13 protein-coding genes are annotated in these 18,405 nt (G+C 77.3%); 4 read left to right on the forward strand and 9 right to left on the reverse strand.

Features of this window, described 5'->3' with window-relative positions:
• Positions 1–37 precede the first annotated feature (37 nt).
• From CHC04_RS20370 to CHC04_RS20385, 4 genes are read right to left on the reverse strand one after another with little or no spacing between them, the layout of a single operon-like run.
• Positions 38–1,654 carry a long-chain fatty acid--CoA ligase gene (locus tag CHC04_RS20370; RefSeq protein ID WP_089405790.1) on the reverse strand — a complete coding sequence of 539 codons (1,617 nt, stop codon included), beginning with the start codon at positions 1,652–1,654 and terminating at the stop codon, positions 38–40.
• Positions 1,655–1,703: 49 nt separating this feature from the next.
• Entirely contained in the window at positions 1,704–2,990 is a 1,287-nt protein-coding gene (locus tag CHC04_RS20375; protein ID WP_089405791.1) for a SigE family RNA polymerase sigma factor, read from the reverse strand.
• Positions 2,987–3,637 (reverse strand): DNA alkylation repair protein, encoded by a 651-nt coding sequence (locus CHC04_RS20380; protein WP_217897477.1) that lies wholly within the window; start codon positions 3,635–3,637, stop codon positions 2,987–2,989. Before CHC04_RS20380 ends, CHC04_RS20375 begins: the two co-directional genes overlap by 4 nt.
• Positions 3,637–4,833 carry a cytochrome P450 gene (locus CHC04_RS20385; RefSeq protein WP_089405792.1) on the reverse strand — a complete coding sequence of 399 codons (1,197 nt, stop codon included), beginning with the start codon at positions 4,831–4,833 and terminating at the stop codon, positions 3,637–3,639. Before CHC04_RS20385 ends, CHC04_RS20380 begins: the two co-directional genes overlap by 1 nt.
• 53 nt (positions 4,834–4,886) lie before the next feature.
• On the opposite strand from CHC04_RS20385, the gene CHC04_RS20390 reads away from it, so the two are divergent.
• Both CHC04_RS20390 and CHC04_RS20395 read left to right on the forward strand, forming a co-directional pair.
• Complete coding sequence (locus CHC04_RS20390) at positions 4,887–5,822, forward strand: DUF5926 family protein (RefSeq protein ID WP_089405793.1); 936 nt, start codon at positions 4,887–4,889, stop codon at positions 5,820–5,822.
• A gap of 123 nt (positions 5,823–5,945) precedes the next feature.
• Complete coding sequence (locus CHC04_RS20395; protein ID WP_089405794.1) at positions 5,946–6,581, forward strand: hypothetical protein; 636 nt, start codon at positions 5,946–5,948, stop codon at positions 6,579–6,581.
• A 6-nt stretch (positions 6,582–6,587) separates the two neighbouring features.
• Here the strand turns inward: CHC04_RS20395 and CHC04_RS20400 are convergent, their stop codons facing one another.
• The 3 genes from CHC04_RS20400 to CHC04_RS20410 form a co-directional block, all read right to left on the reverse strand.
• Positions 6,588–8,024, reverse strand: coding sequence for a M20/M25/M40 family metallo-hydrolase (locus tag CHC04_RS20400; RefSeq protein WP_217897478.1), 1,437 nt, complete (start codon positions 8,022–8,024; stop codon positions 6,588–6,590).
• The gene (locus tag CHC04_RS20405; protein WP_089405795.1) at positions 8,021–9,508 is read right to left on the reverse strand and encodes an MFS transporter; all 1,488 of its coding nucleotides are present in this window, start codon (positions 9,506–9,508) and stop codon (positions 8,021–8,023) included. Before CHC04_RS20405 ends, CHC04_RS20400 begins: the two co-directional genes overlap by 4 nt.
• Positions 9,509–9,575: 67 nt before the next feature.
• Positions 9,576–10,817: an arginine deiminase gene (locus tag CHC04_RS20410; RefSeq protein ID WP_245817550.1), complete on the reverse strand. Its 1,242-nt coding sequence runs from the start codon at positions 10,815–10,817 to the stop codon at positions 9,576–9,578.
• A gap of 80 nt (positions 10,818–10,897) precedes the next feature.
• Between CHC04_RS20410 and CHC04_RS20415 the strand changes: the two genes are divergently transcribed.
• Positions 10,898–11,665, forward strand: a complete 768-nt coding sequence (locus tag CHC04_RS20415; RefSeq protein ID WP_089405797.1) for a glucose 1-dehydrogenase — start codon at positions 10,898–10,900, stop codon at positions 11,663–11,665.
• Here CHC04_RS20415 and CHC04_RS20420 read toward each other — a convergent pair.
• The gene (locus tag CHC04_RS20420; RefSeq protein WP_141233864.1) at positions 11,662–15,099 is read right to left on the reverse strand and encodes an ATP-binding protein; all 3,438 of its coding nucleotides are present in this window, start codon (positions 15,097–15,099) and stop codon (positions 11,662–11,664) included. The genes CHC04_RS20415 and CHC04_RS20420 overlap by 4 nt on opposite strands.
• Before the next feature lie 188 nt (positions 15,100–15,287).
• Here CHC04_RS20420 and CHC04_RS20425 point away from each other — a divergent pair, with 188 nt between their 5' ends.
• Complete coding sequence (locus CHC04_RS20425) at positions 15,288–16,703, forward strand: FAD-binding oxidoreductase (RefSeq protein WP_089405799.1); 1,416 nt, start codon at positions 15,288–15,290, stop codon at positions 16,701–16,703.
• Between the two features lie 230 nt (positions 16,704–16,933).
• On the opposite strand, the gene CHC04_RS20430 is transcribed toward CHC04_RS20425, so the two are convergent.
• Complete coding sequence (locus CHC04_RS20430; protein WP_217897479.1) at positions 16,934–18,391, reverse strand: CocE/NonD family hydrolase; 1,458 nt, start codon at positions 18,389–18,391, stop codon at positions 16,934–16,936.
• Positions 18,392–18,405: the final 14 nt, after the last annotated feature.

The following is an 18,405-nucleotide window of genomic DNA, read 5'->3' on the forward strand; positions in this document are numbered from 1 at the left end:
GCGGACGGCGCCGTCCGGCCGGTCGGCCGTCAGCGGGTCAGGACGGGAGCCGGTAGTCGGCGAAGCGGGACCGCAGGTCCTTCTTGCTGAACTTGCCGACGCTGGTCTTGGGGACCTCGTCGATGAACTCGACGGCGTCGGGCAGCCACCACCTCGCGACGAGCGGGCGGAGGTGGTCGACGAGCTCCTCGGCGGTCAGCGTGGCGCCGGGGCGCAGCACGACGCAGGCCAGCGGCCGCTCGTCCCACTTCGGGTGCGGGACCCCGACGACGGCGGCCTCCGCGACCGCCGGGTGGCTCATGATCGCGTTCTCCAGGTCGACCGAGCTGATCCACTCCCCGCCGGACTTGATGAGGTCCTTGGTGCGGTCGGCGATCCGGATCGAGCCGTACCCGTCGATCGCCGCGACGTCGCCGGTGCGCATCCAGCCGTCGGGGGTCGACAGGACCACGCCGGGGTCGGGGTCGTGGTACTCCGCGGCGCACCAGGGGCCGCGGACCTGCAGCTCGCCGGTCGCCGTGTCGTCCCACGGCAGCTCCTCAGCGGTGCCGGGCTCGACGATGCGCGCCTCGACGCCGAACACCGGGACGCCGGCCCGGGCCCGCTGCGCCGCCTTCGTGTCCTCGTCGGCGTCGGCGAAGCGGCGCGGCAGCACGGCCAGGGAGGCGACCGGGGAGGTCTCGGTCATGCCCCAGCCCTGCAGCAGCGGCAGGCCCACCTGCTCGCGGTAGGCCTCCGACAGCGCCCGGGGCACCGCGGAGCCGCCGCAGGTGATCAGTCGCAGCCGGTGGTCGCGGCCGGCCAGGTGCGGCAGCGCGCCCTGCCAGATGGTCGGCACCCCGGCGGTGACGGTGACGCCCTCGGCCACCAGGAGGTCGACCAGCGCCTCGGGCTGCATCAGCGGCCCGGGGAAGACCAGGCCCGCCCCCGCGGCCGGTGCGGCGTAGGGCAGGCCCCAGGCGTTGGCGTGGAACATCGGGACGATCGCCATCGCGACGTCGTGCTCGGAGAGCCCCAGCGCGTTGCCGCTGAGCACGGCCATCGTGTGCAGGTACGTCGACCGGTGGGAGTACACGACGCCCTTGGGGTTGCCGGTCGTGCCGCTCGTGTAGCACATGGAGGCCGCCTGCCACTCGTCGCGGACGGCGAACTCGACGGGGGAGGCCCCGGCGAGCAGCGTCTCGTAGTCGTGCACGCGGGGGTCGTCGGGGATCTCGGCGTCGCCGCCGTCGTCCATGACGACGACGTGGTGCACGGTCTTCATGGTGTCGACCAGCGGCCACAGCAGCGGCAGCAGCGTGCGGTCGACGAAGACGACCTCGTCCTCGGCGTGGTCGGCGATGTAGGTCAGCTGCTCGGGGAACAGCCGGATGTTGAGCGTGTGCAGCACGCGGCCCGTGCACGGAGCGGCGAAGTAGAGCTCCATGTGGCGGCTGGAGTTCCAGGCGAAGGTGCCCACCCGCCCGTCGGCGGTGATCCCCAGGGTGTCGAGGACCCCGCCCAGCCGGCGGGTGCGCTCGGCCCACTCGGCGTAGGTGGTGCGCCGGACGCCGGCCGGGCCGTTGGTGGCCAGCGTCCGGTCGCCGAAGTGCCGCTCGGCGTGGCGGAAGACCGCGTCGATGGTCAGCGGGGTGTCCTGCATGAGGCCGCGCATGAGCGCATCGTGCCAGTGACGCCGGTCACGCTCCAGGAGCCGTGGACAGTCAGCCGTACACCGGGAGGAGCGTCTCCACCAGCACGGCCAGCACCTCCGCCGACGACCGCGGGGCCTCGTGCTGGGCGGCCGCGGACAGGACCCACACCCCGGCTCCGCGGGCGTCGGGGACGGCGAGGACGAGCGGCGTCGCCGTGCTCCCGCCGGGGCCGGTGCAGCCGATCAGCGCCCCACCGCCGGGCACGTCGGCCGCCAGGCAGGGGCTGTCGCGGTGCGCGGCTGCGGGCAGGACCTCGGTCCGCAGCCGCTCGATCGCCGTCCCGTCCTCGTCCGCGAGGAAGCCGACCCCGACCAGCTGGGCGTCGTCGTAGGGACCGCCCTCGGACAGCGACCGGGGCTCCGGCACCCACGTGCAGCCCACCGGGCCCCGCGGCAGCGCGCCGCCGCCGTAGCCCATCGGCACCCCGAGCCGCGCCGTCAGCGGGTCGGCCAGCGGCGGGCAGGAGCCCTCGTCGTCCCGGGCCGGCCGGCCTCCGGGCAGCCACCGGTCCCACTCGGCCGGGGAGGTGAGGGTGAGCGGCGCGGCCAGCGTGAGGACGGCGGCCTCCAGGCGGGGCTGGACGACCGGCTCGTCCTCCGGCGGGACCGCCCGGTCCGCGACCGGGCCCTCGCGCTCGCCGGGGGCGGCGGTCACCGACCGGACGGCGGCGGGCACCCCGGCCGCCAGGACCGCGGCCAGCAGCGCCCCGACGGCGACGGCCGCCGCGCGGGCGCGCCGACGCCGCCGGTACCCGTCGGCGACCGCGTCGGGGGAGACGGCGGACTCCGGCCAGGTCAGCTCGTCGGCCAGGTCGTGGAGCCGGGCGCTCAGGCCGGAGCCGCCGTCCTCCCCGGACGCGCCGAGGGCGGCCCTGCCCCCGGCGAGGTCGTCGCGCACCGCGTCCGCCGGGCTCCGCACGAGCCGCGCGACCTCCGCCTCCCCGAGGCCGTCGGCGTGCCGCAGCACCAGGGCCGCGCGCACCGCCGGCTCGAGCCGCAGCAGCGCCGTCCGCAGCTCCTCGGCGCGGGGGTCGGCGAGCGGGCCGGGGACGTCGGCCACCACCTGCCCGTCCGCCGGGCCGCGCCGCCGGCCGAGGGCGAGGTCGACGAGCGCCTGCCGGGCCGCAGTGGCCGGGTCCGCCGCGGCCCGCCACCCGCCCACGGCGCGGACCAGGGCCGCGGACGCGAGGTCCTCGCCGGCCTGCCGGCTGCCGGTGAGCAGGACGGCGGTGCGCATCAGCGCGGGCCCGGCGTCGCGCACGAGCGCGGCCAGCTCCGCGTCCCGCCGCGCCGTCACCGCTGGAGCTCCCGCAGCACGTCGGCGGCGACCCAGCGGGCGCCCGGGCCCGCCGACCGCAGTCCGGAGGCGGTCTCGACGGCGCGGGCGTGCAGGCCCGGGCTGCGCTTGCCCATCTGCCGCAGTGCCCAGCTCGCTCCCTTCCGGACCAGCGGCCGGTCGTCGTCGGCCCGCTCGGCGACCGCGCGCAGGAACGGCTCGAACCGGGCGTCGTCGGCCCGCTCGTCGGCCACCGCGAGCCCGGCCATGACGGCGAAGCCGGCGCGCTTGACGAACGGCTCGGGCCGCGCGCTCCACTCCAGCGCCTTCGCCCAGGCGAGCGGGGTGCGCCGGACGAGGTTCTGGCAGACCTGGTCGCACAGGTCCCACGAGTCGAAGCCGGCCGCCCACGCGTCGAGCTGCCGCCCGTCGACCGCCGCCGGCTCCTCCACCATGCTGGCGAGGATCCGCGCCTCGTGGACGCCGGAGTCCCACAGCCCCCCGGCCAGCGTGTGGTCGCGGCCGAGGTCCCGGGCCAGCGCGCGCAGCTCCGCGACGGTGACGCCGAGGACGTCGGCGCCGCCGATGCCGGAGCGGGCCATCCCCGGCAGCCGCGCCGGGTCGGCCAGCGCCCGCAGCCGGCCGAGCACCTCGGCGACGCCGGCCACTACCGCGTCAGGACGACCGGCAGCTCGGCCAGGCCGCGGATGACGAACTCCGGCCGCCGCCGCGCCGGGCGGGCGAGCTGCAGGTCGGTGGTGCGGGCCAGCAGCGCGCCGAAGGAGGCCTGCAGCTCCACCCGGGCCAGCGGTGCCCCGATGCAGAAGTGCACGCCCGCGCCGAAGGAGATGTGCGGGTTGTCGGCGCGGCCGACGTCGAGGGTGTCGGGTGCGGCGAAGACGGCGGGGTCGCGGTTGGCCGCGCCGAGCAGTGCGGCGACCTTCTGGCCCCGGCGCACGGTCACGCCGCCGACCTCGACGTCCTCGGTGGCGGTGCGCTCGAACAGCTGCAGCGGCGAGTCGAAGCGCATGAGCTCCTCGATCGCCGTCGGCAGCAGGGCCGGGTCGGCGCGCAGCCGGTCGAGCTGGTCGCGGTGCTCGAGGAGGGCGAGCAGCCCGTTGCCGCTGACGTTGACCGTCGCCTCGTGGCCGGCGTTGAGCAGCAGGATGCAGGTGGTGACCAGCTCGTCCTCGGTCAGCCGGTCGCCGTCGGAGTCGCGGACGGTGACCAGGTGGGTGAGCAGGTCCTCGCCCGGGCTCCGGCGCCGCTCGGCGGCCAGCCCGCGCAGGTAGCCGACGAACTCCGCCGCGGCCCGCTCGGCGGCGTCCTCGACGGCCTCGGTGCGGCCGTACTCGTACATCTTCACGATCGCGTTGGACCACGGCCGCAGCAGCGGCCGGTCGGCCTCCGGGACGCCGAGCAGCTCGGCGATGACCGCGACGGGGAGCTCCTCGGCCATCCCCGACAGGACGTCGACCTCCGCCGCGCCGCCGGAGCGCTCGACCAGCCCGTCGACCAGGGAGTCGGCCAGCTCCTGCACCCACGGCCGCAGCCGCTCGACGTGCCCCCGCGCGAAGGCGGCGCTGACCAGCCGCCGCAGCCGGGTGTGCTCGGGCGGCTCCATCTCCAGCAGGGCGTTGCGGTGGATCAGGTTGAACGAGCCGAAGCGCTCCCCCGGCGTGCGGTCGCGCCAGATCCGGCCCAGCCGGCGGTCGCGCAGGACGGCGTTGCTCTCGGCGTGGGTGAACGCCAGCCACAGCCCCAGCCCCTCGTGCCACTGCACCGGCGCGACCGCCCGGGCGGCGGCGAAGGCGGGGTAGGGGTCGGCGACGACGGCCGGGTCGGTGAGGTCGAGCGGGGTCACGGCGGCACCCTAGGCGGCGCAGGGCGCCGCCCGGCCCCACATACCCTGGCCGCATGGCTCGATCCGCGACCCGCCGCCGTCCCGCGCCCGCCCGCACCGAGGAGGGGGTCAACCCCAAGGCCCCCTGCCCCTGCGGGTCCGGTCGCCGGTACAAGCACTGCCACGGCTCGGGTTACGCACCGCCGGTGACCCGCCCGTTCGAGGGCCTGCCCGGCGAGCCGGACTGGGTGGCGCTGCGCGAGCTGGTGCCCGCCGCCACCGCGCCGCTGACGACGACCGACGGCCGCGAGGTCACCCTGGCCAGCGTGCTGCCCGGCGGCGCGCCCGCGCTGGTGCGCACCAGCGGGGAGATCCTGCTCGGCGTGCAGCTGCCGGCCTCCTCCGACGACGTCAGCCGCGACATCGGCACCGCCCTCGCCGCCGCGCTGGAGGCCCCGGCCGGCGCGCCGGTCGACCCGGGCCCGATCGGTGCCGCCGGCTCGGCCGGGCCGCGGCTGCAGGAGCTGCTCGACCTGTCCGCGCCGCTCGAGGTGACCGTGCACGAGGACTTCGGCTTCTGGCTGGAGGGCACCGACGCCGGCCCCGCCGCCCGGGCCGGGTTGCAGCAGGCCAACGAGGCGGTGCTGCCCACCGAGCGGCTCGAGGGGCTGGGCGCGGCCTACTGGGTGCGCCCGGGCAACGAGCGGGCGCACCTGCGGTGGGTGCGGCCCGAGGCCGAGGAGCCGCTGCTCGACGCGCTGGCCCGGCTCTCGGCGGCCGAGCAGCTGCTGCTGGGCGAGGGGACCCGCTACGCCGGCGCCTTCCGCGCGCACGGGCTGGTCGTGCCGGTGTGGGACCTGCCCGCCGACACCCCGGCGCAGGAGTGGAACGGCCCCGCCGCGGAGTTCGGCACCCGGCTGGAGGAGGCGCTGGCCGCGACCGGCCCGCTCACCGCCGACGAGCGCCGCGCCCGCGCCGGCCTGCTCTCGCGCCAGGTCACGCTGCGCTGACGCCCTGAGCCGCCGACCCGGGCTGTCCACTCCGGGTCGCTCGTGCTCTGCCCCGATCGGGGGCAGAGCACGAGCGCGCCGGATCTCCCCACGACGGCGTCCGGCGCCGTACCTTCCCGCGCCGTGTCGACGGTGCAGACGGACAAGACGCCGCGGGAGCGGCGCGGATGGCGCAGCGGGGAGCCGCTGCCGCCCCTCGACGGTCCCGAGGCGGTCGGGCCGCCGCTGCGCTGGGCCCGCCGCCTCACCCCGCTGGGCATCGGCCGCCGCGCGGTCCGCCTGCAGGTCTCCGGCGGCCGGCTGTCGATCACCCGCACCGCGACGTGGCGCGGCCGGCGGCCGGTGGTCGACGCCCCGCTGGCGGAGTTCCACAGCGCCGCACCCTCCCGGGGCGGCCGGGGACTGCACCTGTGGCACGGGGACCGGCTGTTCCGGCTGACCGGGGTGTCGACCGCGCCGTCCTCCGGCACGGTCGACCTCGGCGGCGGGGACGACCCGATCAGCGGGCTGATCGCCCTGGTCCTCCTGCCCGTCCTGCTGGTCGGCGCCCTGGGGGACTACACCGACAAGCTGGCGTCCCAGCGCGAGACCGTGCAGGCGACGCTGCGCTGGCTCGGCCCGGTGCTCGGGCCGCCCCCGCCCGGGCTGCAGGTGCGCCCGCCGCTGCCCGGCGGCCCGCTGACCGCCGCTCGCTGGCTGCTGCGGTCGGCCGTCGTCGGCGCCGTGGTCGCCGGATTCGTGTGGCTGCTGCTGCGGTGACCCCGCTCAGAGCGAACGGATCAGGTGCCGGAAGAAGACCGCGCCGCGGTGCAGCGCCGCGACGCTGATCCGCTCGTCGGCGGCGTGCAGCGCGTCGAGCTCGCCGCGCGAGAGGTCGAAGGGCATGAACCGGTAGACGCTGTCGCTGATCTGCGCGAAGTGCCGGGCGTCGCTGGCCTGCACCATGAGGTACGGCGCCACCGCCGCCTCCGGGTACACCGCCCGGACGGCGGCCTGCAGCGCCGCGTAGGCCTCGGTATCGGTGCGCGAGACCGGTGACGGGTCGGTCCCCGACAGCACGGTGACCTCGACCGAGGGGTCGGCGACCACCCAGCGCAGCCGCGCGACGGTCGACTGCACCGTCTCGCCCAGTGCGATGCGGACGTTCAGGTGCGCCCGCGCCCGGGTGGCCAGCACGTTGCGCGCGCCGCTGCCCTCCAGCTCGGTGACCGCGACCGTGGTCCGCACCAGCGCGTTGGCCTCGCGGCTGGCCCGCGCCAGCGCCGTCGCCAGCACCGGCCGCAGCACGGGGGCGTGGGCGAACAGCGCGCGGTACGCGCCCGAGGCGTGCCGGCCGGCGGCGTCGACCATGCGCAGGACGACGTCGTGCAGCCGGGCCGGGAAGGGCGCGGCGTCCAGCCGCACGATCGCGCGCGCCAGGCGGGCCGGGGCGCCGTCCGGCGTCGGCGAGGAGGCGTGCCCGCCGGGGTCGGTGGTGACCAGCTCGACGTCGAGCAGCCCCTTCTCGGCCAGCCCGACGACGGCGATCTGCCCCGGCACCCCCGGGAAGACGCCGGTCACCACGGCGCCGCCCTCGTCGACCACCGCCCACGGCCGGATGCCGCGGTCGCGGAGGGCCTGCACCGCCAGCTCGGCGCCGACGCCGAGGACCTCCTCGTCGTTGCCCGAGAAGACGTACAGGTCGCGGGCGGGGACGTGGCCGGTCGCGGCCAGCGACTCGACCGCCTCGAGCACGGCGACCAGCGAGCCCTTGTCGTCGACGGCGCCGCGGCCGTGCACGACGCCGTCCTCGACCGCGCCGGAGAACGGGTCGCGCGTCCACGCCTGGCCGGTGACCGGGACGACGTCGTGGTGGGCCATGAGCACCAGCGGCGGCCGGTCGGTGCCGCTGCGCCAGCGGTAGAGCAGCGCCCCGTCGCCCAGGACCTCCCGCTCGAGCACCCGGTGGGTGTGCGGGTAGAGCTCGGCCAGCCGCTCCCGGAACCGCCGGAACGCCGCGGCGTCGACCTGGCCGGGGTCGCGGGAGGACACGGTGGGGATGCGGATGAGCTCGGCGAGGCGCGCCGCGGCGGCGTCGGCGTCCAGGCCCGCGGCGTCCGCGGGCGGGACGGGGGTGTGCAGCGGCCGGAAGCGGGCCACCCGGCGGGCGGCCGCGGCGGCGACGGCGGCGGTGCAGCCCAGGGCGAGCGGGGCGACCCTCACGCCGCCTCCCGCACGCCCACGGCCTCCGGCCGGTCGGAGAACGCCAGCCGCGGCACGAACACCAGCGACAGCGCGGCCAGCCACGCCGTCGCCCCGCAGACGGCCCACACCGTGACGTAGCCGGCCAGCGACCCCGCGGTGCCCTCGGACCCGTCGGCGGCGGCCGGGGCCCCGGCGGCCAGGGCGACGGCGAACACCGCCGAGGCGAAGCTGCCGCCGAGCACCTTGGTGGTGTTGGTCAGCCCGGTGGCCACGCCGGTGCGCCCGGGCGGGGCCGCCGCGGCCGCCGCGGCGGGCAGCGCCGCGACCAGCGCACCCGAGCCGAGGCCGGCGACCACCATGGCCCCGAGGACCTGCGGCAGCGTGTCGTGCAGCGGCACCAGCAGCAGGTACCCGAGGCCGGTGAGCCCGGCCGCGCCGATGAGCGTGACCCGCGGGGTGGTGGCCTGCGACACCCGGGAGAACTGGCCGGCGCCCACCAGCATCGACACCACGTAGCCGCCGATGACGATCGACACCTCGCTGGTCGACAGGCCCAGCCCGTAGCCGTAGACCTCCGGGTCGGTGCGGGCGTACGTCGACAGCGGCCCCTGGGCGCCGAGCACGCTGACGCCGAAGAGCCCGGCGGTGAGCTGCACCGGCCACATGCTGGGGGAGCGCAGCACCCGGAAGTCGACCAGCGGGTCCGGGCGGCGCAGCTCGTAGCGGACGAACGGCACGACCAGCAGCACGCCGAGCGCGGTCACCAGCCAGGGCCACGGCTCGGCGGCCCCGTTGACCCGGACGAACGTCAGCCCGCCGGTGATCACCAGCAGGACGACGCTGAGCAGGGCGACGCCGGTGACGTCGACCTGCCCGCCCGTGCGGTCGGTGCTCTCCGGCACGCGGGTGAGCACGACGACGCAGACACCGACGACCAGCAGGCCCGGGAGCAGCAGCACCAGCCAGAACCGCCCGGCGAGCGCGGCGCCGACCTGCCCGCCGCCGAGCGCGCCCACGATCGCGCCGGCCTGCAGCGCGGCGACGATCATCCCGGTGGCCCGCCGGGTGCTCGCCGCGGCGTCGGGCCGGCCGCGCGAGCGCGAGTGGATGAGCGCCACCTGCAGCGGCAGCCACGCGGAGTAGACGCCCTGCACCGCCCAGGCGACGAGAAAGACGCCGAAGTCCTGCGCGAACGCCAGCACGACCGTCGCCGCCGCGGTGACGGCCGCCGAGACCAGCAGCATCCGGCGGTGGCCGTGGAGGTCCCCGAGCTTGGCCAGCACCGGCACCGCGATCGCCGAGAGCATCAGCTGGGCGGCCTCGAGCCAGTTGACGTCGGCGTCGTGGATGCCGAGGTGGCGGGCGACGTCGGTGAGCAGCGGGACGTAGTAGCCCTGCAGCACGCCGCTGGTGAACTCGACGAAGACCAGCCAGCCGACCAGCCCCCCGCCGAGCCCGGCGATGCGCCCGGCCCGCGGCGCGGTGCCCGTTCCACCCGTCACGTCGGGTCCTCCCGTCCGGACCCCCGGGAGGAGGTCCGGTACGGCACCGTACGGTCCCGCGCGGCCGCTACGGGAGAGGCGTCACCGGGTCGCGCCACACGGGGCAGGACATGCACCGCGGGCCGCCCCGGCCGCTGCCCAGCTCCGAGCCCGCGATCCGCACCACCTCGATGCCGGCCGCCTCCAGCGCGGCGTTGGTCACCGTGTTGCGCTCGTAGGCCACGGCCAGCCGCGGCGCCAGGGCGAGGGTGTTGTTGCCGTCGTCCCACTGCTCGCGCTCGGCGGTGACCGGGTCCAGCCCGGTGTCGATCACCCGCAGCCGCTCGATGCCCATCGCCTCGGCGGCCGCCACGACGAAGGGCCGCGGCCCGGTCACCGACAGCTCGGCGGTGTCGGCGTCGTCGGGCGGCTCGTCCCCGGCGGTGACCGTCCAGGCGACCAGCGAGTCGGCGACGGCGGGGTACATGACCATCGCGTCGACGTCGACCATCGTGGCGATCGTGTCCAGGTGCATCGTCGCCCGCTCCTGCGCGATCGGGACGACGAGCACCGTGTGCGCCAGGCCGCGGGCGAACGCGCGGCGCGCCAGCCGCTCCGCCCCGCCCGGCGTGGTGCGCTCCCCGACGCCGACGGCCAGCACGCCCGGTGCCAGCAGCAGCACGTCCCCGCCCTCGAGGTGCTCCAGCGAGGCGTCGTAAAGCTGCCCGCTGCCGGCGAAGCGCGGGTGGTGGGTGGCGATCGCGCGGAGGATGGTGCTCTCCCGGTGCCGCGCCGGCATCGCCAGCGAGGTGATCGCCACCTGGTCGCCGACCCACACCGACGAGTCGCGGGTGAACAGCAGGTTGGGCAGCGGCGGGACCACGAAGTCCGAGCGGTCCATGATCTGGTAGGCCAGCCCGCGGCCGCCGCGCAGCTCGTCGTGGGCGAGCCCGCCCATGAGCGTGCCGGCCAGGTCGTCGGCCGCGAGGCCGGCGAGGTGGTCGGTCGCGGCGTGCTTGAGCGTGGCCCCCAGCCGGGGGTCGTCGACGGCGGCCGCGATGAGCTCGCTGCGCGCGGCGGGGTCGTCGAGCACGTCGGTCAGCAGCCGGCCGAGGTACAGCACCTCGACGCCGCGGCCGGTCAGCGCCGCGGCGAAGGCGTCGTGCTCCTCCTGCGCGCGGGACACCCACGGCACGCCGTCGAACAGCAGCTGGTCGTTGTTGCGCGGGGTGAGCCGGCGCAGCTCGGCGCCGGGACGGTGCAGGACCACCGTCCTCAGCGGGCCGACCTCGCTGGTCACGCCCAGGGACGTGGGGGCCGTGACGTTCACGGGGACAGAGGCTGGCACAGTGGCCCGGCCGCCGCCGGACGGGGTCCTCCGATCGGGGCGGACGACACCCGGAGGCTCCCGTGGACCTGTTCGACCTGACCGGGAAGGTCGCCGTCGTCACCGGCGGCAGCCGCGGCATCGGCCTGATGATGGCCCGCGGCCTGCTGCAGGCCGGGGCGTCGGTGTACGTCTCGTCCCGCAAGCCCGAGGCCGGTGAGCAGGCGGTGGCGGAGCTGTCGCCGCACGGCCGGGTCGAGTCGATCCCCGCCGACGTGAGCACCGAGGCCGAGTGCCTCCGGCTGGCCGAGGAGGTCGCCCGGCGCGAGGAGCGGGTGCACGTGCTGGTGAACAACGCCGGCGCCACCTGGGGCGAGCCGTTCGAGACCTTCCCCGCCTCGGCCTGGGACAAGGTCCTCGACCTCAACGTGAAGGCGCCGTTCTTCCTGACCCGCGCGATGGTCCCGCTGCTGGCGGCCGCCGCCACCGACGACGACCCGGCGCGGGTGGTCAACGTCGGCAGCATCGACGGCCTGCACGTGCCGCAGCTGCCGACCTACTCCTACTCGTCGAGCAAGGCCGCGCTGCACCAGCTCACCCGCCACCTGGCCAAGGAGCTCGGGCCGCGCCGGATCACGGTGAACGCCGTCGCGCCGGGGCCCTTCGAGTCGAAGATGATGGCCGCCACGCTCGCCGCCCGCGGCGACGAGATCGCCGCCAGCTCGCCGCTGGGCCGCATCGGCCGCCCCGACGACATGGCCGGCGTCGTCGTCTACCTGTCCAGCCGCGCCGGTGCCTACGTCACCGGCGCGGTCATCCCCGTGGACGGCGGCCGCGCCACCACGCTCTAGGCAGGGCGTTCCTGGACCGGGGGCTGCGCGGCCGGCCGCGGCGCGGGCGGCGCGGACCGGCGACGGCGGGGCCGGCGGGCCTCCTCGGCCGGGACGCGGGCCAGGTGCGACTCGGCCAGCGCCACCTGGTGCGGGGAGCCGACCTTGCGGCCCTGCTCGCGGGCGCCGGCCCACCAGTCGCGGGCGGCCACGGTGTCCCCGGTCTGCTCGGCGATGCGGCCCAGCAGCTCGTCATAGGCGCCCAGGCTGAACGCCGGCGTCCCCAGCACCGCCTGGCGGCCGCGGAAGGGCAGCAGCGCGACGGTGGCCATGGTGATCTCGGGCTCGTCACCGAGGTGCAGCGCGGTCTCGGCCTGCAACAGCACCGCGACGTCGCTGGCCCAGTCGCGGATCTGGGTGCGCCCCCAGCGGGCGCGCAGCCGCCGGGCCTCGGCCAGGTCGCCGGACTCCGCGGCGGCCAGCACCGCCATCAGCTGCAGCAGCGGGTTGCCCTCGTCGCCGGTCTCGACGAGCAGGTCGATCGCCGCGGGCAGCCGGCCGTCGCCGCGGCGCAGCGCGAACTGGTGGGCGGCGTAGGCGTGCCGCGAGTGCGGCGTCACCCGGCGGTACAGCTCGTGGGCCTCGGTGGTCAGCTCCTCGGCGCGGGCGGCGTCACCGGCGAGCCAGGCGGCGCCGGCCTGCTGCCACAGCACGTGCGGGCGCACCTCGGGGCCCGACAGCGAGAACGCCAGCCGCCGCCCGGCCTCCAGGTCGGCCTCGAAGCCGGCCCGGTCGGTGAGGTGCAGCCGGATCGCGGCGCGGTGCAGCCGCGCGTAGAACTCGGTGCGCCGCGGCAGCCCGCGGCCGGCCAGCGCCAGCGCCTCGTCGGTGGCGGCCAGCCGCAGCTCCGCCGCGCCCGGCCGCCCCCACACCGCCAGCGAGTAGTTGTTGAGCACCCGGCCCAGCAGCTCGGGGTCGCCGGCGCCGCGGGCCAGCGCCACCGCCCGCTCGGCGTACCGGACGCCGCGCTGCAGGTCCTCGCTGAAGGCCAGCTCGACGCCGAGGGTGCCGAGCAGCCGCGCAGTCAGCCGGTCGCGCTCGGCCTCCGTGGCGTCCGGTGCGATGTCGTCGCGGTGCTCGAGCAGGTCCTCCAGCAGCGCCACCATCTCGGTGTCGACGACGCCGTGCGGCCGCCAGTTCCACAGGGTCACCGACCCCCAGACCGCGGCCGACTCGAGCATGCAGCGCCGGTCGCCGAGCTCGCGGGCCAGCGCGAGCGCCTCGCCGACCACCTCGTGCGCCTCGGTGCGCTGCCCGCTGCGCAGCAGGTCGTTGCCGAGCGCGGTGAGCAGGTCGTGCCGGGTGCGGGTGGCGTCGGGCGCGGTCGGGTCGAGCAGCCGCAGCGCGCGCCGGGTGTGCAGGGCCGCCTCGCCGTCGGCCAGCCGGGCGCGGGCCACCTCCGCGGCCGCGGTCGACCACCGCAGCCCGGGTCCGGGCCCGGAGATCGGGGCCGCCTCGACGAAGTGGTGCGCCAGCCGCTCGACGAGCGCGTCGTCGGCGCGGCCGCCGGTCACCCGCTGCTCCAGCGCGGCGCCGAGCCGGGCGTGCAGCTGCGCGCGGCGCAGCGCCGGCAGGTCCTCGGCGAGCACCTCCTGCACCAGGGCGTGGGTGAACCGCCAGCTCCACGGCGCCGAGCCCTCGCCCACCAGGCCGGCCGCGGCCGCGGCGTCCAGCGCCGCCAGCACGGCCTCGGCCGGCTCCCCGGCGCTGCGCAGCAGGTCGAGGGTGACCTCCCGGCCGGCGACGGCGGCCAGCTCCAGCACCGGGCGGGCGCCCTCGGGCAGCCGGGCCAGGCGGGTGCGCAGCACCTCGACCACCGACGGCGGCACCGGCACCCGGTCCAGCCGCAGGTGGCGGGCACCGCGCATCCAGCGGGTCAGCTCGACGACGAAGAACGGGTTGCCCGCCGTGCGGTCGTGCACCGTGGCGGCCAGCGCCGGGTCCCCGCCCCGTCCGAGCTGCGCGGCCAGCAGCGAGCCGACGTCGTCGGGCGTCAGGCCGTCCAGGGCGAGGGTGACGGCGGCCGGCTCGCGGGTCAGCCGCGCCAGGCAGTCGCCCACGGCCTCGGGCAGGTCCTCCCCGACGCTGCGGACGGTGACCACCACCAGCAGCGGCACCCGCGGCAGGTGGCGGGCCAGCAGGCCGAGCAGCTGCACGGAGGTCTCGTCGGCGCCCTGCAGGTCGTCGAGCACGACCAGCACCGGCCGGGACCCGGCGGCGGCCACCAGCCGCGAGCGCACGTCCTGGAACAGCCGGAAGCGCGCGGCGTCGGCGTCGGTCTCGCCGTCCTCGGCGACCGGGGCCGGCGGCTCCTGGCCCAGCTGCTCGAACACCTGCGTCCACGGCCACAGCGGCGGAGCGCCGGCGTCGTCGGCGCAGCGGCTCTCGGCCACCGCCCACCCGGCGGCCCGGCTCATCGCGGCGACCGCCTCGGCCAGCCGGGTCTTGCCGATGCCGGCCTCCCCGCCGAGCACGACGACGGCCGGCCTGCCGGCGGCCACCCCCTCGGCGACCGCCTGCAGGCGGGCCAGCTCGTCGCGCCGGCCGACCAGCGTGTCGTCGGCGGGCGCGGCCAGGGGCGCCGGTGCCGCCGGCGGGGGCGGCACGACCGTCAGCGCCGGGCGTGGCGGGCGGCGGGCCAGCGCCGGGTCCTGGCGGAGGACCCGCCGCTCCAGCTCGCGCAGCTCGGGACCGGGGTCGATGCCCAGCTCCTCGCGCAGCAGCTCGGTGCAGCGGCGCAGCGCGTCGAGGGCGTCGGCCTGCCGGTCGGCGGAGTACAGGGCGGTCACCAGCCGGGCCCACAGCCGCTCGCGCAGCGGGTGCTCGGCGACCAGGCGCTGCAGGTCGCTCACCGCGGCGTCGGCCCGCCCGGCGGCCAGCAGCGCGTCGCAGCGGCGCTCGCGGGCCCGCACGTGCAGCTCGGTCAGCCGGTGCCGGTCGGCGGCGCCCGGACCGTCGCCGAGCTCGGGCAGCGGCTCGCCCCGCCACAGCTCCAGTGCCCGGTCGAGTGCGGCGACAGCGGCGTCGGGGTCGGTGTCGGCGGCGCGGTCGCCCTCCTCCACCAGCCGGGCGAAGCGCAGGCTGTCGAGGTCGTCGGCGTCGACGGCGATGCGGTACCCCGGTGCCCGGGTGAGCAGCACCGTCGCCGGCTCGCGCGGCCCGCGCTGGGGCTCGAGCACCCGCCGCAGGTGGGAGACGTAGGCCTGCAGGGTGCCGGTGACGGTGGGCGGCGGCTCGTCGCCCCACAGCGTCTCGACGATGCGGTCGACGGCGACCACGCGGCCGGCCTCGGCGAGCAGCAGGGCCAGCAGGGCGCGGGGCTTGGCGCCGCCGACGTCGACCGGCCGGCCGTCGGGGCCCGTGACCTCGAGGGGTCCGAGGACGCGGTACCGCACGAGGCGGGATCTTCGCAGGTCCGGGGCGGAAACGGGAGGGGGTCGCGCGCGGGACACCGGGATCGGCCGCGGATGCGAGACGTGCAAGTCCTCTCCAAGTGGCAGGCAAGACCGCGTCGCGAGGGTCGTCGCCGATCCGGACCACCGCCGTCCACCCCACCGCCCGAGGAAGCCCGAGGAAGCCCGCCATGACCCTGACCGAGGCCGCCCCCGCCCTCCCCGTCCCCTCCGACCTCGACGTCGACGACCTGCGCCTGGAGGTCCGCGGCCCCGTCCTCGCCGCGGGCGACGCCGGCCTGGCCGCCGAGGTCGCCACCTGGAACACCGCGGTCACGCACACGCCCGCCGTCGCGGTCGGCGCGGTCTGCGCCGCCGACGTCGTCGCCGCCGTCCGCTTCGCCACCGCCCACGGCCTGCCGGTCGCCGTGCAGGCCACCGGCCACGGCCCGGTGCGCAACGCCGACGGCGCGGTGCTGGTGACCACGTCCCGGATGCAGGGCGTGCGGATCGACCCGGGAGCCCGCACCGCCCGCGTCGAGGCCGGCGTCAAGTGGGCGACGGTGCTCGCGGCCGCCGCCGAGCACGGGCTGGTCGGGCTGTGCGGCTCGTCGTCCGACGTCGGAGTGGTCGGCTACACCCTCGGCGGAGGCGTCGGCCCGCTCGGCCGCCGGTTCGGCTTCGCCGCCGACTCCGTGCTCGCCGTCGAGATCGTCACCGCCGACGGCGAGCTGCGCACCGTCACCGCCGGGTCCGACCCCGAGCTGTTCTGGGCCGTCCGCGGCGGCAAGGGCAGCTTCGGCGTGGTCACCGCCCTGGAGTTCCGCCTCTTCTCCGTGCCCGCGCTCGTCGGCGGCGGCTACTTCTTCGCCGGGCGCGACGCGGCCGCGGTGCTGCACGCCTACCGCGCGTGGGCGCCGACGCTGCCGGAGGAGGCCAGCTCGTCGGTCGCCGTCCTGCGGATGCCGCCGCTGGAGGAGCTGCCCCCGCCGCTGCGCGGGCAGACCGTGGTGCACCTGCGCTTCCTCTACGCGGGGGACGACCCCGAGGCCGCCGCCGCGCTGCTGGCGCCGATGACGGGCGCCGGTGAGGTGCTGCTCGGCGGGGTCGGGCCGATGCCGCCCACCGCGCTCGACGCCGTCCACATGGACCCGACCGAGCCGATGCCCGCCTGGGAGAAGGGGGCGCTGCTCGCCGAGCTGACCGAGGAGACCGTCGACGCGCTGCTCGCCGTCGCCGGCCCGGAGGTGCAGGTGCCGCTGGTGATGGTGGAGGTCCGCCAGCTCGGCGGGGCGCTGGGCCGGCCCGCGCCGGTGCCGGACGCGGTCACCGGACGGCACGCCCCCTGGTCGGTGTTCGTGGTCGCGCCGATGGTGCCCGAGCTGGCCGAGGTCGTGCCGCACGTCGGGCGGGGCGTGCTGGCCGCGCTGGCGCCGTGGACCGCGCCCGGCGGGCTGGTCAACTTCCTCGGCGACGTCGACGGGCCCGCGGAGGTGCTGGCCGCGTGGGACGAGGAGTCGCGCGAGCGGCTGCTGGCCGTCAAGCGCGCGGTCGACCCCGGCGACGTCTTCTCCGGCGGTCACGCCGTGCGGGCCTCCGGTGCCTGACGCCCCGCGGCTGCCCCGCTCGCTGCGGCGGCGCGCGGGGACGCCCCCGGCCCTGCCCCCGCCGGGCTGGGCGCCTCCCGCCGACCGGGCGCTGCACGCGTGCCCGGACCCGGCCGAGGACTCCGCCGAGGAGACCCCGGGCCGGGGAGGGGAGCCCCCGGATCGCAGGTACCCCCAGGATCGGGTCGCCGCCTGACCTGACCACCCGCAGCACCTCGACGCGGACGTGCTCAGGACTCCTGGGGAGCGGGTACCACGGTGACCTCCAGCCAGCTCTCGCTCCTGAAGTGCACGGTGTTGCGCGACAGGTACGGCGGCACCGGCAGGTCGAACTGCGCGTAGCCGTGGCCGACGCTCTCCCGCAGCAGGTCCGTGCGGCTGCCCAGTTCCAGCCGGAGCCTCTCCCCGGCCCGCAGCAGCACCGGAGCGGGCGTGAGGCTGAAGCGCAGCACGACCGGCGCGCCAGGGGTCAGCGGTTCGCGGCGGTCGGCGTCGACGGCGATCTCGACGGCCGAGCCGCGGGTGGGGTCGGCGGTGCGGGTCACCGGCCGCACACCGCCCGGGGACAGCAGGTGCGGGCGGCCCGCCACGTCGACGCGGCTGAGCCGCGCCAGCACGTGGGAGTCGATCTCGGAGCAGCTGAAGGACAGGTGCACGGTCACCGCGCCGGCCAGCCGGAGGTCCTCGTCGACGGAGCTGCTCGGCGTAGCCGTTGTCGGTGCCCCGGAGCACGTGGTCGAAGAAGGCGAGCGCCTCGCCCTGCCAGCCGTAGACCGGCAGGTCGTACACCGGCGGCCCGATGACGAGCCACGTGTCCCCGCGGGCGTGCCGGCGTGCTCCACGAGGTCGTAGGCGCCGAACTGGTGCAGGTTGAAGTAGCCGGTGTTCTGCACCGCGACGAAGGGCACGTCGATGGCGGCGAGCTCGGCGCGGGCGACCTCGCGGGCGGTGCTCCCCGTGCGGGTCTTCTCGTCGAACAGCCACCGCGCGTAGACCTCCGCGTAGTCGCGGGCGGGGGTGTGGGTGAGGAAGGTGGCGAACAGGCGCTCCACGTGGGCGTGCACCGCCTCCTCCAGCAGCGGGTGCGCCGCCCCGTTGGTCAGCCGGCTCAGCAGCGCCCGCCGCTCCGGCGACACGCGCAGCTCCTCCTGCCCCTCCGTGAAGTCCGCGCCCATCCACAGTCCGAGGAAGAAGCTGGCGGGGACGCCGCCGAACTGCACCACGTGGCGGAACAGGTCGGTGGACAGCTCGGTGGCGAGGAACGCCCTCAGCGCCGGAGGCCGGCGGGCGGCGACGGCCGGCTGGGTCAGCGCGTAGCAGGAGGTGCCGAACAGCACCACCTCGCCGGTGCACCACGGCTGCTCCGCGGCCCAGGCGATGACGGCCTCGTGGTCGTCGACGTCCCGCGGGTCGAGGAACGGCAGTGGCTGCCCGCTCGACCGGCCCGTGCCGCGGCGCTCGGCGACGACCGGGCAGTAGCCGCGGTCGGTGAACACCGGCGGGGAGCCGATCTCGTTGGACCCGGTCGGCACGCCGGCGGTGTGCAGCTCGGTGCTGTACGGCCCGAAGGACACCACCGCCGGGTACCGGCCGGGTGCCGCCGGGGTGTAGACGTCGGCGTTCAGCTCGGCACCGCCGGCCACCGGGACGCGCTGACCGGCCAGCACCCGGTTGCCCAGCCCCTCCATCGCGACCGCACGCG

Origin of the sequence: Geodermatophilus saharensis (assembly GCF_900188205.1) — a bacterium.
GTDB classification, from domain to species: Bacteria; Actinomycetota; Actinomycetes; order Mycobacteriales; family Geodermatophilaceae; genus Geodermatophilus; species Geodermatophilus saharensis.

Bases quoted from the DNA above. Each gene is read 5' to 3' on its own strand.
- CHC04_RS20425 (WP_089405799.1), top strand. From the start codon at position 15,288: ATGACCCTGACCGAGGCCGCCCCCGCCCTCCCCGTCCCCTCCGACCTC.
- CHC04_RS20390 (WP_089405793.1), top strand. From the start codon at position 4,887: ATGGCTCGATCCGCGACCCGCCGCCGTCCCGCGCCCGCCCGCACCGAG.
- CHC04_RS20430 (WP_217897479.1), bottom strand. From the start codon at position 18,391: ATGGAGGGGCTGGGCAACCGGGTGCTGGCCGGTCAGCGCGTCCCGGTG.
- CHC04_RS20370 (WP_089405790.1), bottom strand. From the start codon at position 1,654: ATGCGCGGCCTCATGCAGGACACCCCGCTGACCATCGACGCGGTCTTC.